The 16,112-nt window shown below is 39.3% G+C and carries 14 protein-coding genes and 2 pseudogenes; 13 read left to right on the forward strand and 3 right to left on the reverse strand.

Annotated features, from left to right (window positions below; translation table 11 throughout):
* Nucleotides 1-12: 12 nt before the first annotated feature.
* From IPM47_20810 to IPM47_20840, 7 genes are all read left to right on the forward strand, one after another.
* Nucleotides 13-1,299, forward strand: a complete 1,287-nt coding sequence (locus tag IPM47_20810; GenBank protein QQS29239.1) for an efflux RND transporter periplasmic adaptor subunit — start codon at nt 13-15, stop codon at nt 1,297-1,299.
* Nucleotides 1,300-1,348: 49 nt separating this feature from the next.
* Entirely contained in the window at nt 1,349-1,900 is a 552-nt protein-coding gene (locus tag IPM47_20815; protein QQS29240.1) for an HXXEE domain-containing protein, read from the forward strand.
* Nucleotides 1,901-1,926: 26 nt separating this feature from the next.
* Entirely contained in the window at nt 1,927-2,649 is a 723-nt protein-coding gene (locus IPM47_20820) for a transglutaminase family protein (GenBank protein ID QQS29241.1), read from the forward strand.
* A gap of 5 nt (nt 2,650-2,654) precedes the next feature.
* Entirely contained in the window at nt 2,655-3,404 is a 750-nt protein-coding gene (locus tag IPM47_20825) for a CPBP family intramembrane metalloprotease (protein ID QQS29242.1), read from the forward strand.
* A 39-nt stretch (nt 3,405-3,443) separates the two neighbouring features.
* Nucleotides 3,444-5,459: a cadmium-translocating P-type ATPase gene (cadA, locus tag IPM47_20830; protein QQS29243.1), complete on the forward strand. Its 2,016-nt coding sequence runs from the start codon at nt 3,444-3,446 to the stop codon at nt 5,457-5,459.
* 190 nt (nt 5,460-5,649) lie between these two features.
* Nucleotides 5,650-5,880 carry a helix-turn-helix transcriptional regulator gene (locus tag IPM47_20835; protein ID QQS29244.1) on the forward strand — a complete coding sequence of 77 codons (231 nt, stop codon included), beginning with the start codon at nt 5,650-5,652 and terminating at the stop codon, nt 5,878-5,880.
* Between the two features lie 19 nt (nt 5,881-5,899).
* Complete coding sequence (locus IPM47_20840; GenBank protein QQS29245.1) at nt 5,900-6,661, forward strand: hypothetical protein; 762 nt, start codon at nt 5,900-5,902, stop codon at nt 6,659-6,661.
* Nucleotides 6,662-7,375: 714 nt separating this feature from the next.
* Here the strand turns inward: IPM47_20840 and IPM47_20845 are convergent.
* Together IPM47_20845 and IPM47_20850 are read right to left on the reverse strand one after the other, a co-directional pair.
* Nucleotides 7,376-8,840 (reverse strand): annotated as a pseudogene (locus tag IPM47_20845) (IS1182 family transposase).
* A 64-nt stretch (nt 8,841-8,904) separates the two neighbouring features.
* Nucleotides 8,905-9,186 (reverse strand): hypothetical protein, encoded by a 282-nt coding sequence (locus IPM47_20850; GenBank protein ID QQS29246.1) that lies wholly within the window; start codon nt 9,184-9,186, stop codon nt 8,905-8,907.
* A gap of 55 nt (nt 9,187-9,241) precedes the next feature.
* On the opposite strand from IPM47_20850, the gene IPM47_20855 reads away from it, so the two are divergent.
* The 4 genes from IPM47_20855 to IPM47_20870 all read left to right on the forward strand — a co-directional run bounded on the left by IPM47_20855 (nt 9,242) and on the right by IPM47_20870 (nt 12,969).
* Nucleotides 9,242-9,580 (forward strand): hypothetical protein, encoded by a 339-nt coding sequence (locus IPM47_20855; GenBank protein ID QQS29247.1) that lies wholly within the window; start codon nt 9,242-9,244, stop codon nt 9,578-9,580.
* A 19-nt stretch (nt 9,581-9,599) separates the two neighbouring features.
* A complete protein-coding gene (locus IPM47_20860; GenBank protein QQS29248.1) occupies nt 9,600-9,908 on the forward strand; it encodes a hypothetical protein in 309 nt (102 codons plus the stop codon).
* An 86-nt stretch (nt 9,909-9,994) separates the two neighbouring features.
* Nucleotides 9,995-12,169, forward strand: a complete 2,175-nt coding sequence (locus tag IPM47_20865; protein QQS29249.1) for a TonB-dependent receptor — start codon at nt 9,995-9,997, stop codon at nt 12,167-12,169.
* Between the two features lie 5 nt (nt 12,170-12,174).
* On the forward strand, nt 12,175-12,969 hold the full coding sequence (locus IPM47_20870) for a cation transporter (protein QQS29250.1): 795 nt from the start codon (nt 12,175-12,177) through the stop codon (nt 12,967-12,969).
* A 522-nt stretch (nt 12,970-13,491) separates the two neighbouring features.
* Here the strand turns inward: IPM47_20870 and IPM47_20875 are convergent.
* Nucleotides 13,492-14,955, reverse strand: a pseudogene (locus IPM47_20875) (IS1182 family transposase).
* A gap of 184 nt (nt 14,956-15,139) precedes the next feature.
* Here IPM47_20875 and IPM47_20880 point away from each other — a divergent pair.
* A complete protein-coding gene (locus IPM47_20880; GenBank protein QQS29251.1) occupies nt 15,140-15,514 on the forward strand; it encodes a winged helix-turn-helix transcriptional regulator in 375 nt (124 codons plus the stop codon).
* Nucleotides 15,511-16,110 carry a mercuric transport protein MerTP gene (gene merTP / locus IPM47_20885; protein ID QQS29252.1) on the forward strand — a complete coding sequence of 200 codons (600 nt, stop codon included), beginning with the start codon at nt 15,511-15,513 and terminating at the stop codon, nt 16,108-16,110. The genes IPM47_20880 and merTP overlap by 4 nt, the downstream gene beginning before the upstream one ends.
* Nucleotides 16,111-16,112: the final 2 nt, after the last annotated feature.

Here is a 16,112-nt window from a genome sequence, read left to right on the forward strand (position 1 = left end):
AATTTCACAGAAATGAAAAAGATAAAATTCAGTATAGCAGTAATCGCAACTTTCATGTTGCTTTCGTCTTGTCATTCTCATTCTGAAAAAGACGGGCATTCGCATGGTGAAGAAACAGCACACCATGACGAACACGAAAACACCAATACAGCCACGCTAACAGCCGAACAGATAAAATCCATAAAAATTGAGTTAGGCGGTATTGAGAAAAAGCAACTTACCGCTTCGCTCAAAGCCAACGGAATTTTAAAAGTGCCTAACCATAACAAGGCGAATGCAACGGCTTTGTCGGGTGGGGTTATCAAATCCATTTTAGTGCAAACAGGCAATACCGTCAGCAAAGGACAGGTAATTGCAACCATTGCCAACAATTCATTCATCACGTTACAGGAAGAATATTTAAGCGTTTCTTCCAAAGCGGAGTTGGCGCAACTGGAATTTGCCCGGCAAAAAGAATTGCAGCAGGGCAACGCCACAGCATTGAAAAATTTGCAAGCAACCGAAGCGGAGTTAAAAACATTGCAAGCCCGAAAAGCAAGTTTGCAAAAACAGTTGGAGTTAATCGGCATCAATGCAACAACACTTTCATCTGATAATATTCAATCGGCTGTAAGCATTACAAGCCCAATCAGCGGTGCAATCAGCAACGTAATGGTAAACATCGGCACCTATGTGGATGCCAACAACCCCATTGCCGAAATAGTTGATAACAGCCAACTGCATTTGGATTTATATGTGTATGAAAAAGATTTGCACAAACTTAAAGTTGGTCAAACTATCCATTTCACACTCACCAACAATCCGGGCAAAGAATACGATGCAGATGTTTTTGCTATTTCAAACACTTTTGAGCAAAACACAAAAGCCGTTGCCGTTCATGCAATGGTGAAAGGAAACAAGCAGGGATTGATTGACGGCATGAGCATTACGGCATTGGTAAGTTTAGAAAACGCTACCGTTGATGCAGTGCCCACCAACGCCATTGTAAACCACGAAGGGCAGGACTACATTTTTATTGTTACCGATGCTCATAAGGAAGAAGAACATCATTCGGAAAAAGAAACTACCGAACACAAGCACGATGAAGGCGGACACCAACACAGCGAAAAGGAAAAACCCGAACCCAATGAAGAAGGAACAACTTTTGAGAAAATTCCAATCCGCAAAGGCACAACCGATATAGGTTACAGCGAAATTACTTTACTGAAAGAAATTCCCGTCAACAGCAAAGTAGTGGTGAACGGGGCATTTTTCATTTTAGCTAAGATGAACAACAAAGGCGAAGCACACGCACATTAAACAACATTTAGAGATTTACATTTCAATAACAATTAAATTAAAAATCAAAATGAAAAAATCAGTTTTAACTATCATACTGGCATTTCTTTTTACAGTAACGGTTCTCTCTCTGGGATATATCTCGTTCGGGTTTTGGACAACGCTCATCTTCACTTCTGGCTTCTTAGGCGGTTTCGTCTTGTGGCTTTTTATACCTGCCACACCATCGTTTGCCACAATAAAAGTTCCCTATTGGCTCTCATTTGCTTTGTTCATAGCTCACCGCGTAGAGGAAAAGGTATGTGGGTTCTTTGCCCGACTTGCTGAAATTACAGGAACTCCCACTCCCGAAATTACTTCGGTATCCGTTATTCTTCTTGTTCTCGCTTCGGTAGTGGCATGGCTGCTTGTTCCGTTTCTTGTTTCACGGCAATACGCTTTCGGATATTATTTAGCGTGGACATTCTTCGCAGCAATGGGCATCACAGAACTTGCACATTTCATTTTCCCATTATTTACCAAAGAGCCGTATGGCTACTTTCCCGGAATGGCAAGCGTGTTTTTTCTTGCACCGGTTGCATGGTGGGGCATGTATCGGCTTTCACGAAAACACATGATTTAGGCGAACATAACATTAAATAAAAATGTATGAATAGTTATCTAAAAGAAACCAAAATCCTTGATTACTCAAATGCTTCAATCCAAAAACTATTGGAGCAACGAGAGTGGATAAATTTAGACACAGTATCCAAAGTAAAAGCCATATACAATTTTGTGAGAGATGAAATAAAATTTGGCTATAATATTTCAGATGATATACCTGCATCAGAAGTTCTGAAAGACGGTTACGGGCAATGCAATACAAAAGCCACGTTGCTAATGGCTTTGTTGCGGGCAACAGGAGTGCCTAATCGCATTCACGGTTTTACTATTGATAAAGCTCTGCAAAAAGGAGCAATTACAGGCATTTGGTATAAACTTTCGCCTCAAAATATTTTACATAGTTGGGTTGAGATATTGGTAAACGAACAATGGTATTTTTTAGAGGGTGTGATTTTAGATAAATCATACTTAACCAAATTACAGGAAGAAAATAGTGATTGTAAAACTACCTTTTGCGGTTTCGGAGTTTATACCGAGAATTTTGAAAATCCGCCAATAGAATTTAATCTAAACAGCACATTTATTCAAGACAAAGGCATCAATCAAGACTTTGGTGTGTTTGATACACCTGATGAATTTTACTCAAAACATCAGCAAAAACTAAACGCTGCACAAAAGTTCATTTTTAGGAATATCGTTAGACACAAAATGAATAAAAACGTGGAAAGAATTAGGAACGGAAAGGCGAACACGAATATTAAACATTAAAACAAATGGACACATTAAACTTACTAAGCGATTACTTCCTGAGAACTCTTCCAAGTTTGATTATAGGATTAGCGTTCATCTTGCTTTTGGGAAAACAGCATTTAATCATACGGATTTTCTCATACATACTTTTGTTCATCGTTATGCGGGACGTGATGACCCCGCTAAACATTTGGGACTTTGGAACAGAAGGTATCTTTTGGCTTAGAACCGTTGACAACCCTGTTTTTCTGCTTTTAATTTCGGGTTTATCAATCATTCTCATCGTAGTTGTGAATAAACTCGATAAAGAAGCCAGCGAAGTATATGTTTTCAGAAAAATGTCTTATATCAAAGCTATTGGAACAGGGCTGATTGGTGCTGCAATTATTCTTGTTCCTATGTTTTTGATTTATCAGTTCGTTCCTATGGAACAAAGAGGCGGAACGGTAAATAACAGTTCAGTCTTTTTACTATCTCTGCTTGTATTCTGCGTGTCCGTCAATTTTTTAGAGGAAAGTATTTACAGGGGATATTTTCAAGGTTACATTGAGCAATTTTTTAGTCCGGCTAAATCGGCTGTTCTATCGGGTTTACTCTTTTCGTTCAGCCATATATTTTTAGCTACAACAGTTACCAATGCAGGTTGGGGAGTGCTCGCTTTCACCGCTTTTGAGGGAATTATTGCAGGATTGATACGCTCTAAAGCGGGTGTATTAGCTTCTACCATAACGCACGGTGTAGCAATATTTTTTCTCTGTTCAGGCTTGTTTTAAAGCGACAGAAATTTCAACAGATAAATAAAAACGATAAAAATGGAACATAAACACATTTACGATGCACAAGGAAAGCAGCTTTGTTGCACACAGGAAGAAAAAATCTACACCCAAGCAGGTGCAGAAGATTTAATCAAACAACCGCACGAACACAGCGAAGATGAAGAACACGACCACAGCCACAGCGAAAACAGTGCAATGAAAATGTTTGTGCCAAGCATTGTTTCGTTAGTGCTTTTACTCATTGCTATTTACTTTGATAATTTTCTGAAACCAGAATGGTTTACAGGTTGGGTAAGGATTGTTTGGTATGTAGTGGCTTATATTCCTGTGGGTTTACCCGTAATAAAAGAAGCATTTGAAAGCATTGGTAAAGGCGAGATATTTTCAGAGTTTTTGCTGATGAGCATTGCCACTATCGGAGCATTTGCCATTGGCGAATATCCCGAAGGCGTTGCCGTAATGTTGTTCTATTCCGTTGGCGAAGTGTTTCAAACTTTAGCCGTAAAAAGAGCCAAAGCAAACATCAAGTCATTGCTTGACCAACGCCCTGATGAAGTAACCGTTTTAAAAAACAACCAGCCGCAAACAGTAAAAGCGGAAAACGTAAACATTGGCGAAATCATACAATTAAAGTCAGGCGAAAAATTAGGATTAGATGGAGAACTGTTATCAGAAACAGCATCATTCAACACAGCAGCTTTGACAGGCGAAAGCAAACCCGATACTAAATCAAAAGGCGAAACCGTATTAGCAGGAATGATTAACCTGAACACCGTTGCACAGGTAAAAGTTACCACTGCATACACCGACAGTAAGTTGAGCAAGATTTTGGAATTGGTTCAAAATGCCACTTCTCAAAAAGCGCCCACAGAATTATTTATCAGAAAGTTTGCAAAAATCTATACGCCAATAGTTGTGTTTTTAGCCGTTGCAATATGCTTGCTCCCCTATTTTTTCGTGGCAGATTATCAACTCAAAGATTGGCTTTACAGGGCTTTGGTATTCTTGGTTATTTCTTGTCCTTGTGCATTAGTGATAAGTATTCCGTTGGGTTATTTCGGTGGAATTGGTGCAGCAAGTAAAAACGGAATACTGTTTAAAGGAAGTAATTTTTTAGATGCTCTTGCCAATATCCGAAATGTAGTAATGGATAAAACAGGCACAATGACCGAAGGCGTTTTTAAGGTTCAGGAAGTGATTTTTGACAATGAATTTAATCAAGCTGAAATTCTGCAAATGGTCAATGCTTTGGAAAGCCACAGCACACACCCTATTGCAACCGCCATTTACGAATATGTTGGAAAAATAAACAGCGAAATCAAATTAGAAAATACCGAAGAAATCGCAGGACACGGATTGAGAACAAGCATAAACGGCAAAGAATTATTAGTAGGAAATTTTAAGCTGATGAATAAATTTTTTATCACTTATGGCATTGACCCTAACACCATTGTTTACACAGTAATTGCAGTGGCTTACGATAAAAAGTTTGTCGGTTATATCACCATTGCCGACAGCATAAAAGAAGATGCACAACTTACAATTGACAAATTGAAATCACTCAATGTAAAATCAACAATGTTGAGTGGCGACAAATCAACAGTAGTAAAATTTGTTGCAGAAAAATTGGGTATCACTAATGCGTTTGGCGATTTACTGCCCGAAGATAAAGTAAGCAAGGTAAAAGAAATAAAAGCCAAAAATGAAACCGTTGCCTTTGTCGGGGACGGTGTGAATGACGCACCTGTTGTGGCATTAAGTGATGTAGGTATTGCAATGGGTGGTTTAGGAAGCGATGCCACCATTGAAACTGCCGATGTGGTAATACAAGATGATAAGCCGAGTAAAATTCCTATGGCAATCAACATCGGTAAGCAGACAAAGAAAATCGTTTGGCAAAATATCACATTGGCATTTGCAGTAAAAGGAATTGTATTAGTGCTTGGCGCAGGCGGTTTGGCTACAATGTGGGAAGCCGTTTTTGCTGATGTGGGTGTGGCATTGTTAGCTATACTGAACGCAGTAAGAATACAACAAATGAAGTTTAACTAACAAAAATCAATCATTGAAATTCTTAAAATAAAATCATTACTAAAAAATATACTGTAACAGCTGATGAAAGACATTAGTAAAGATAAACGAACTGAAAAATCAGTTAAACAAAAGCCCTTGACAAATGTCAGGGGCTTTTTTGTTTGTAGTGCTGTAAGGTTTACAAACATCCCGCTAAATACAAGTTCCTTTGCATAGTTCTTTTCCATATAAATCAAGGCAGATTATCGGTAAAAAGATAAAGCAGGTGCGTGAGCAAAAACAACTCACGTTGGAACAGTTAGCTGATTTATTAGGAACAGACCGTCAGCATATTTGGAACATAGAAGCGGGAAGAAAAAATTTTACAATTGATTATTTAGATAAAATAGCAGAGGCGCTAAAAGTTTCACAAAGCGAATTTTTAAACACAAATATTTAATCACACAAAATCAAATAACATGGCATCAACATCAGAAACAGGTCATGCAAAAAATGTAGCAAACTTTGAAGACCTTATATCATTTTGCACAGGATACGGTGCAAGCTACAACCCGTCAAAAGTTGCGATACAGCTACCTGCTCTATCGGCAACACACGCCAATGCTTTAGCTGCATTAGCAAACATCAACGCCTTACTGCCTGCTAACACAAACGCAGTAAACGCCCGTGAAGCAGCATTTTCACCATTAAGTAAACTTGTTACAAGAGTGGTGAATGCAGCCGATGCAAGCGATGTAACCAAACAAGTAAAAGCTGATGTAAAAACCATTGCACGAAAACTGCAAGGAAAAAGAGCGACACCAAAAAAGGACACGCCAACATCACCTGATGCACCTACACCTGCTGTAATAGCATCAGATGCAACTGCAAAAAGCATTTCAGCATCACAAATGAGTTTTGACCAACGCATTGAAAACTTAGACAAACTCATACAACTCTTAGCGGCACAACCTGCCTACATTCCAAACGAACCCGAACTAACCGTTGCAGGACTTACAGCTACTCTCGGCAACATGCGAAACACAAACACCGCAGCAGTAAACGCATACACCCCCGTTAGCAATGCACGCATAAACCGCGACACCATTCTCTATGCCGAAGGCACAGGACTGGTTGACTTGGCAGGTGATGTAAAGAGTTATGTAAAATCTGTATTCGGTGGCACAAGCCTGCAATACAAACAAGTAAGCGGACTAAAATTCACGAAAATCAAATCCTGACATCAGCAGACGACCTACTTAATAAAGGTTTCTCCATACATGACTTTGGAGAAACCTTTCTTTATTTTAGAAACTTGCTACTTGACTTTAGGTAAACTCTACCACCGACAGTTTTTTCACTACTAACAAATGGAAACAAGCAACTTGATTTTGGAGAAACTTAACTTCAAAGTGGAAAAAATCAACTGCAAAAAGGAAACGACTGACTGTAAATCGGAAAGACCCTGCAACTAATGCCAACGCATTTGCACTCACATTTGCTTTTGCCACAACGCACAGGCAAACGCTGCAAAAGCAAAAGAGAGTGCAATCTACCGCACGGGTTCACCGCAGACCCGACAACAAACTACCAAGACAATTCAGTGCTAACCCGACACGACACCACTTCGGACAGACAGAAGGGCAGCACATAACATGGGCTTGCTGCAATGCGGGGTGACGTGCTTAATTGAACGGTAGTGCTTTTTACATACTTTTGTCGTAGGTGGACAGTTTAGTGCTTTCTATTCCCGCACTGACAGCAAGCCCTCAACCGTCAGGCTGTGAAAAAACTTGTTTTTTTGCAAAAACTCTCATAAAAACTGGCTATAGAATAATCCCCAAAGCCTATACTTTTGATTGGAGCGGAGATGTTTTTGAGGTTACAACTTTTGTTCAAAATGAAAAAGAGTGCTGAGAGGCAATATAAAAGTCGTTTTTTTTGAGCAAACAAGACTACTTTGGATAGTCGGGCTGCCAATTTTTGAGCTTTATCAATAGTTCTTCCATCCCAAGTATGTTGATAGTGCGTTTGATGTTATAGACCAACAAAATCAAACTGTGTTCTCCGTTTACTTTTGATAACCCCTGAGGTTGGTGTAGTAGTAGTTCCATTGCCGTTTGATAGTTCCAAAAATATGTTCGTTGATTTCCTGCCGTTTGCGGTATTGTGCTTTTTGGGTTTGATAGCGTTCGCTGTTTTGGGCTACTACTTCGGCAAATTCGCTGCGTTCTATTTCCCTACCCCCTTTTTGCCTGCCGGTACAGAGGTGTTTTACCGGGCAGTTTTTGCAAGCAGAGGTTCTATATTTTTTAAACTTGTAGGGGGTGTAATCTCTTGCTTTGTTGTGCCATCTGCCTTTGGTCGAAAGCGTTTCGCCTTGCGGACAAGTGTAGGTGTCTGTTTCCTGGTTGTAGGTGAACTGAGTGACCAAGTAGGCTTCAGTGGTGCCGTGTGCGTTGCTGTTTACCGTTTCCTGTTGGGCAACGATGGTGGTGATGCCGGCTTCTTTGCACTCGCTTAGTTGCCAGGGCATTGTGGTAGCCTTTGTCGGCTAAAATGGTCGTGTTTTCCAATTGTAAGTTTTCTTTTGCTTCGGTGGCTATGCCACTAAGGGCATTTCTGTCGTTTTGGTTGATCGTATGGGTTGCCACCACTAAGGCTATGTTTACTATCCACTGCTGTTTGTATATTATAGGCTACCTCTACCACCTGACCATGAATGAGCAAGGAACGGGCATCTGTATCAGTCGTACTCACTTGTGTAGCGCCTGTTTTCTCTATTTGGGATGCCAACGCTTCGTATTTCAGCTTGCCGGCTTGCAGGCGATTGATTTTCTCTTGTATCTGCTTTATCTCAGCTTGACGGTCGCTTTGGTCGTTTTGCTCTAATTCTGCTATGTATTGCTCCGTTTGACGTGAAATGTAGGCTAAGTGACGCTCTATCTTCTTCGGGTTGTAGTTTTTTTTTTGCTGTTGTTCGCCCTAATCTTTGTGCCGTCTATAGCAATTGTTTCACCACTCACCAATTCGGCATCTTTCAAAAAAAAGCAAAAACAACTTAAAGGTTTTGCGCAACGCATCCGGATTGTCTTTGCGAAAATCGGCAATGCTGTGGTAGTTAGGCACCAAACTGTGACAAAGCCACTGCATTTCTATATTGCGGATACACTCTTTTTCGAGCTTCCGGCTGCTGCGGATGCCATTTAAATAGCCGTATAAATATATTTTCAGAAACAAAGAGGTCTCAAAAGGTGGTCTCCCTTCTGGCTTTAATGTTTGTACTTCAAAACCCAATTTTAATAAATCCAGATGTTCAACAAATGCGTCAATAAACCGAACCGGGTTATCAGCTCTGATGCTGCTCTCCAAACAGACTATTTGCATCTGCAGGCGGGGTGTTCCTTGTAAGTATGCCATAGCATAAAATTACGCATTTTTTGTTACTTTTTAGAATATTATTGTATATTTGTTGGCAGTTTTTTCACAGGCTGCCGTTAGCAGCAAGCGTAACAGACGACCGTGCAACCTGACAGTAACGGACGGACGGACAAGAAAAGTAAACCATTTTGACAGACAGACAAACAAAGACAGACCATATTGAAACGGGACAACGGGTAAGCCGACACTCTTTGCTGACCCTTCTGTATTTTTTCTTTTTCCCCACCGCACATTTTTTATTCATTTTTTTGCCACCGCACAATGGCACATTGGCTTTTGCCCCGACACGCAAAAGCCCACGCTTCGGCAAAAGCCAAAGAGCCATTTTTCCCAACGCTTTTTTAACTTTGCATTTATAAAACATCTATAAAGACAACACTATGCTATCAACAGAGAAAACATTATCAGAAGTAATTGAAATATTAAGACAACGAGGTTACACAGAAGACTTTAACCTGTTAGAAGAAAACATCTCATATAAAAAAGGAGGCGAAAAAGTTGATTTGAACGACATCGTTATTGATAAAATATATCGTTTTACCGGACAAAACGACTTGGACGATGAAGCCATTTTATACGCAATGAGAAACCGAAAAGACGGAGCAAAAGGCGTATTTGTTAATGGATATGGAACTTACACAGACTCAGGGGCAAACGCTGTTATCAGCAAAATTAATGTTGAAGAAAATGACAATGATGATTGGACAGTAGAAAAATGATTTTTATTAAATTTGCACCGTGAAATATTTATCTTCCATATTAGCCATTTACGTTTTGTTGCTGACAGCAGCACCGAACTTAGTGGAGGACAAATGTTTTCAGGAGCAAACGACTGAACAATCCCAAGACAACCAAGATGATAAAGATTGTGGCGATTGTTGTTCACCTTTTATGAATTGCCATACTTGTGTAGGGTTTACTTTCCCGATAGCAAACTTTGCTTTACACTCTGTTCTTACCTATTCAGACAAAAAAGTTTCCATATACAAGGACAATACTACGTCTGACTTTTTCTCTGCCATTTGGCAACCGCCTAAGATTAGTTAATGTTTCAGTGCCTTAGGCACAATAACAAATTGCGGTGCTACGCACCGCCAATTCTTATTTTTCAAACATTAATAATCATTCAGACAATGAAGTTAAAAATCATTTTGCTGCTAATGGTAGCATTTCATATAAATACCGTATTCGGACAGAATACATTTAAAGCGGTCATAAAAGACAGCGAAACAAAAGAGCCGTTAATCGGTGCGACAGCAATTTTATCAGGAACAGCAACAGGAGCAACCGCAGATATTGACGGACTGATAACCTTAACCAATATTCCGAACGGAAAACAGGTAATTGAATTTCGTTATATAGGTTATGAAACACGAAAAGACACCTTTGAATTTCCTTTAACAACAATAGACCCGATTGAAATTTTTCTACAATCAGAAACAGACGAGTTGGACGAAATTGTGATTTCATCTACACGAAGTTCAAGAACAATCAAAGACATTCCGACAAGAATTGAATTTATTGCAGGAGAGGAATTAGAAGAAAAGGGAAATATGAAAGCGGGCGATATTCGTATGCTTTTGAGCGAAAGTACAGGCATACAAACGCAACAAACATCGGCAACATCTGCCAACGCTTCTATTCGTATTCAGGGACTTGACGGACGATACACCCAAATTCTTAAAGACGGATTTCCCTTATTTGCAGGAGCAGCAAGTGGTTTGGGACTTTTGCAAACACCACCGCTTGACTTAAAGCAGGTAGAAATTATTAAAGGTTCTTCATCTACGCTTTACGGAGGTGGAGCAATAGCAGGATTGGTAAACCTGATTTCCAAAACGCCAACTGATGAAAGAGAGTTGCGTTTTCATTTAAACGGAAGTTCGGGCAGAGGTTTTGATATAAATGGTTTTTACGGACAACGATTTAACAAAATCGGGACAACTGTTTTTGCCTCACATAACCGCAATTGGGCTTACGACCCTGCCAATATTGACCTTACAGCTATTCCAAAATTTGACAGGTATGTTTTCAATCCCAAGTTGTTTGTTTATTTCAGCGATAAAACAAAACTGAATGTTGGATTAAACACAGCCATTGAAAACCGTATCGGTGGCGACATACATTATATTCAGGGAAATGGCGACACTATCCACAGTTATTTTGAAGAAAACAAAACACAACGCTATTCTACACAATTGTCTTTTGACCATAAATTTAATGACAAAAGTTTTTTCAATTTTAAAAACAGCGTGAGTTACTTTAACAGGATAATCAACATTCCTAATTATAGTTTTGACGGCACACAAACGGCAACTTTCAGCGAAGCAAGCTATACCAATGTCAGGGAAAAAACAGAATGGGTTACAGGGGTAAATCTTTGGACAGACAATTTTCAGGAAAAGCAGTTAGATACTTTTCCGTTGAGAAATTACGACCAAATTACTTTTGGTGCATTTGCTCAAAATTCGTGGAAAGCTACCAAGTGGCTCAATCTTGAAACAGGTTTCAGAGCCGATTATGTTATTGACTATGGCATTGCATTACTGCCAAGAGTTTCGGCATTATTCAAAATAACGGATAAATTTTCTTCACGTCTTGGCGGTGGATTTGGCTATAAAACGCCAACCATTTTTACAGAAGAAAGCGAACGCATACAATATCAAAATGTAATGCCGATTGATAAAAACATCAACAAATTAGAACGCAGTTACGGAGGAAATGTTGATTTTAATTATCGCACCGCATTTGGCGAAAAAGTAACGTTTAGCATTAACCAACTTTTCTTTTACACCTATTTGGATAATCCTTTGTTGCTTGACTATCAAACAAACGGCTTATACCAATTTATCAATTCGGCAGGGCATATTGATACAAGAGGAACGGAAACCAATATCAAAATCGGCTATGAAGATTTTAAATTGTTTTTGGGCTATACGTTTACAGATACACGCTTGCATCAAAACGGAGTTTCAACAAATACGCCACTTACGCCAAAGCACAGGATAAATTCAGTTTTAATGTATGAAATAGAGGATAAATGGAAAGTAGGTTTGGAAGCGTATTATTTCAGCCCTCAAAAATTAAGTGACGGAGCAACAGGAAAACAATATGTGCTTTGCGGATTTATGGTTGAAAAGCTATGGGAAAAATTTTCTGTTTACATCAACTTTGAAAATTTCCTTGACGCACGACAAACCCGATTTGACACCATTTATACAGGAACAGTTATCAATCCTGTTTTCAGGGACATTTACGCACCGCTTGACGGATTTTTAATTAATGGCGGTATAAAATTAAAATTGTAAGAATTATGCAAAAGACAATATTTAAAATCATAAAAATGGATTGCCCAAGCGAGGAGCAATTGATACGAATGAAACTGCAAAAGTTTGATGAAATAAAATCATTGGAGTTTGATATTGCAAACCGAAAATTGACAGTTCATCATATTGCGGAAAGCCAACCTATACTTTCGGCTTTGGAAACTCTAAATCTTGATACAACTTTAATTTCAACGGAAGAAAATACAATAGAAATAGAAGCAGACACAAGCAGTATGCAACGAAAATTATTGTGGACGGTTCTTATTATCAATTTTCTGTTTTTCGGGTTAGAAATGCTGTTTGGCATTTTTTCCAATTCAATGGGATTGGTAGCGGACAGTTTGGATATGCTTGCTGACAGTATCGTTTACGCATTGGCATTATTTGCAGTTGGAGGAACGATTGCAAGAAAAAATAACATCGCCAAGTTTGCAGGATATTTTCAAATCCTTTTAGCTGTTATCGGTTTCGTTGAAGTTGTCAGACGTTTTATCGGAGTTGAAAAAATGCCCGATTTCCAAACAATGATTGTAGTTTCTGTTTTAGCCCTGATAGCAAATGTGATTTGTCTTTACTTATTACAAAAAGGAAAAAGTAAAGAAGCCCATATGCAAGCAAGTATGATTTTTACTTCCAATGACGTAATAATTAATTCGGGTGTAATCCTTGCAGGACTTTTGGTTAATTGGCTTAATTCAGGTTATCCCGACTTGATTATTGGAGCAATTGTTTTTGTAATTGTTGCAAGAGGAGCATACAGGATATTACAGTTAGCGAAATAAAAAGCCAACGCACACAAGCACACACATTTTGCAGCCGCTACAAGCCAACACGCAAACCAAAGCTGCAAAAAGAGTGTGCTTGTTCCCCCGAAAAAAAATGAATAAAAAATTTTCCTGCCCTTCTGAAAAAAGAAAAAATACCCGAACACACAAGCCGACAACGACACTTGAACGACATACAGACAATGGTTTACTAAGACGGTGGACAGAACGCCAGCTGCTAACAGCGGTTTGGCGTAATGGGGGCGGACGTGCTTCGTATGAAAATTTGTGCTAAATTTGAACTGTGTGCTTCGTATCAAGTTTTGTGCTGAAAAGCCCCCACTACGCCAAGCCGCAAACCGTCAGGCTGTGAAAAAACTTGTTTTTTTGCAAAAACTCTCATAAAAACTGGCTATAGAATAATCCCCAAAGCCTATACTTTTGATTGGAGCGGAGATGTTTTTGAGGTTACAACTTTTGTTCAAAATGAAAAAGAGTGCTGAGAGGCAATATAAAAGTCGTTTTTTTGAGCAAACAAGACTACTTTGGATAGTCGGGCTGCCAATTTTTGAGCTTTATCAATAGTTCTTCCATCCCAAGTATGTTGATAGTGCGTTTGATGTTATAGACCAACAAAATCAAACTGTGTTCTCCGTTTACTTTTGATAACCCCCGGAGGTTGGTGTAGTAGTAGTTCCATTGCCGTTTGATAGTTCCAAAAATATGTTCGTTGATTTCCTGCCGTTTGCGGTATTGTGCTTTTTGGGTTTGATAGCGTTCGCTGTTTTGGGCTACTACTTCGGCAAATTCGCTGCGTTCTATTTCCCTACCCCCTTTTTGCCTGCCGGTACAGAGGTGTTTTACCGGGCAGTTTTTGCAAGCAGAGGTTCTATATTTTTTAAACTTGTAGGGGGTGTAATCTCTTGCTTTGTTGTGCCATCTGCCTTTGGTCGAAAGCGTTTCGCCTTGCGGACAAGTGTAGGTGTCTGTTTCCTGGTTGTAGGTGAACTGGTGACCAAGTAGGCTTCAGTGGTGCCGTGTGCGTTGCTGTTTACCGTTTCCTGTTGGGCAACGATGGTGGTGATGCCGGCTTCTTTGCACTCGCTTAGTTGCCGGGCATTGTGGTAGCCTTTGTCGGCTAAAATGGTCGTGTTTTCCAATTGTAAGTTTTCTTTTGCTTCGGTGGCTATGCCACTAAGGGCATTTCTGTCGTTTTGGTTGATCGTATGGGTTGCCACCACAAGGCTATGTTTACTATCCACTGCTGTTTGTATATTATAGGCTACCTCTACCACCTGACCATGAATGAGCAAGGAACGGGCATCTGTATCAGTCGTACTCACTTGTGTAGCGCCTGTTTTCTCTATTTGGGATGCCAACGCTTCGTATTTCAGCTTGCCGGCTTGCAGGCGATTGATTTTCTCTTGTATCTGCTTTATCTCAGCTTGACGGTCGCTTTGGTCGTTTTGCTCTAATTCTGCTATGTATTGCTCCGTTTGACGTGAAATGTAGGCTAAGTGACGCTCTATCTTCTTCGGGTTGTAGTTATTTTTTTTGCTGTTGTTCGCCCTAATCTTTGTGCCGTCTATAGCAATTGTTTCACCACTCACCAATTCGGCATCTTTCAAAAAAGCAAAAACAACTTAAAGGTTTTGCGCAACGCATCCGGATTGTCTTTGCGAAAATCGGCAATGCTGTGGTAGTTAGGCACCAAACTGTGACAAAGCCACTGCATTTCTATATTGCGGATACACTCTTTTTCGAGCTTCCGGCTGCTGCGGATGCCATTTAAATAGCCGTATAAATATATTTTCAGAAACAAAGAGGTCTCAAAAGGTGGTCTCCCTTCTGGCTTTAATGTTTGTACTTCCAAAACCCAATTTTAATAAATCCAGATGTTCAACAAATGCGTCAATAAACCGAACCGGGTTATCAGCTCTGATCTTTGCTCTCCAAACAGACTATTTGCATCTGCAGGCGGGGTGTTCCTTGTAAGTATGCCATAGCATAAAATTACGCATTTTTTGTTACTTTTTAGAATATTATTGTATATTTGTTGGCAGTTTTTTCACAGGCTGCCGTTAGTGGCAAGGCTATGACGACACAACCCGTCAGACAAAATCGGGTTCTTTTTGACATTTTATATTTTAGCAGTTGCTTAAATAAACAAATTGACTACCTTTGTGCTATGGACAACAATTCTTGTATAAGACAACAAGCGGACATTAAACAAATAAACCGCTGTAAAGACCGAGTTTCAGAACTCAACGGCTCGTTTGACTATTTATCGAACGGACTTGAATTGGCAGGAAACAACGTAAGACTGAAAATTCTATTTCTGCTCTATGAAGAAAAACGACTTTGTGTTTGTGATATAAGCGACATTCTCGGTATGACAATTTCAGCAGTTTCACAACACTTGAGAAAACTCAAAGACAGAAAACTTATTGAAACCGAACGAGAAGCACAAACCATTTTTTACTCGTTGACAAAAGAGTATGAAAAAATGCTGAAACCGTTTTTCAAAATACTTGACGAAAACAAAATATTAGAAACATTATGAAAACAGACAACAAACTAATCGGAGCAGGACTTTTAACAGCAATTGCAGCTTCATTGTGTTGCATTACACCTGTCTTGGCTCTCATTGCAGGAACAAGCGGACTTGCTTCTACTTTTTCTTGGCTCGAACCTTTCAGACCGTATTTTATCGGTTTGACAATTTTGGTTCTTGGTTTTGCTTGGTATCAAAAGTTGAAACCTAAAAAGCAAATTGACTGCAACTGTGAGACAGAAGAAAAACCAAAATTCATTCAGTCAAAAATGTTTTTAGGAATTGTAACAGCATTTGCAATCGTTATGCTTGCCTTTCCATACTATTCAAGCATTTTCTACCCAAAGAAAGAAAAGCAAATCATAGTAGTGGACAAATCCAATATTCAAAAAGTAAAATTTACGATTAGCGGAATGACTTGTGCGAGTTGCGAAGAACACGTAAATCACGAAGTAAATAAATTGACAGGAATAATAAGTTCAAACGCTTCATATGAAAATGGAAATGCAATCATAGAATTTGACAACTCAAAAACAAATATTTCTGAAATCGAAAAAGCAATAAACTCAACAGGATATTCTGTAACCGACAAAAAAGAAAATTAAAA

This window comes from Sphingobacteriales bacterium (genome assembly GCA_016700115.1).
Classification (GTDB): Bacteria; Bacteroidota; Bacteroidia; order Chitinophagales; family UBA2359; genus UBA2359.

What these genes read in the sequence shown, in the direction of transcription:
- IPM47_20840 (QQS29245.1), top strand. Translation starts at nt 5,900, where the DNA reads ATGGCATCAACATCAGAAACAGGTCATGCAAAAAATGTAGCAAACTTT.
- IPM47_20880 (QQS29251.1), top strand. Translation starts at nt 15,140, where the DNA reads ATGGACAACAATTCTTGTATAAGACAACAAGCGGACATTAAACAAATA.
- cadA (QQS29243.1), top strand. Translation starts at nt 3,444, where the DNA reads ATGGAACATAAACACATTTACGATGCACAAGGAAAGCAGCTTTGTTGC.
- IPM47_20810 (QQS29239.1), top strand. Translation starts at nt 13, where the DNA reads ATGAAAAAGATAAAATTCAGTATAGCAGTAATCGCAACTTTCATGTTG.
- IPM47_20865 (QQS29249.1), top strand. Translation starts at nt 9,995, where the DNA reads ATGAAGTTAAAAATCATTTTGCTGCTAATGGTAGCATTTCATATAAAT.
- IPM47_20815 (QQS29240.1), top strand. Translation starts at nt 1,349, where the DNA reads ATGAAAAAATCAGTTTTAACTATCATACTGGCATTTCTTTTTACAGTA.
- IPM47_20855 (QQS29247.1), top strand. Translation starts at nt 9,242, where the DNA reads ATGCTATCAACAGAGAAAACATTATCAGAAGTAATTGAAATATTAAGA.
- merTP (QQS29252.1), top strand. Translation starts at nt 15,511, where the DNA reads ATGAAAACAGACAACAAACTAATCGGAGCAGGACTTTTAACAGCAATT.
- IPM47_20820 (QQS29241.1), top strand. Translation starts at nt 1,927, where the DNA reads ATGAATAGTTATCTAAAAGAAACCAAAATCCTTGATTACTCAAATGCT.
- IPM47_20870 (QQS29250.1), top strand. Translation starts at nt 12,175, where the DNA reads ATGCAAAAGACAATATTTAAAATCATAAAAATGGATTGCCCAAGCGAG.
- IPM47_20825 (QQS29242.1), top strand. Translation starts at nt 2,655, where the DNA reads ATGGACACATTAAACTTACTAAGCGATTACTTCCTGAGAACTCTTCCA.
- IPM47_20850 (QQS29246.1), bottom strand. Translation starts at nt 9,186, where the DNA reads ATGGCTCTTTGGCTTTTGCCGAAGCGTGGGCTTTTGCGTGTCGGGGCA.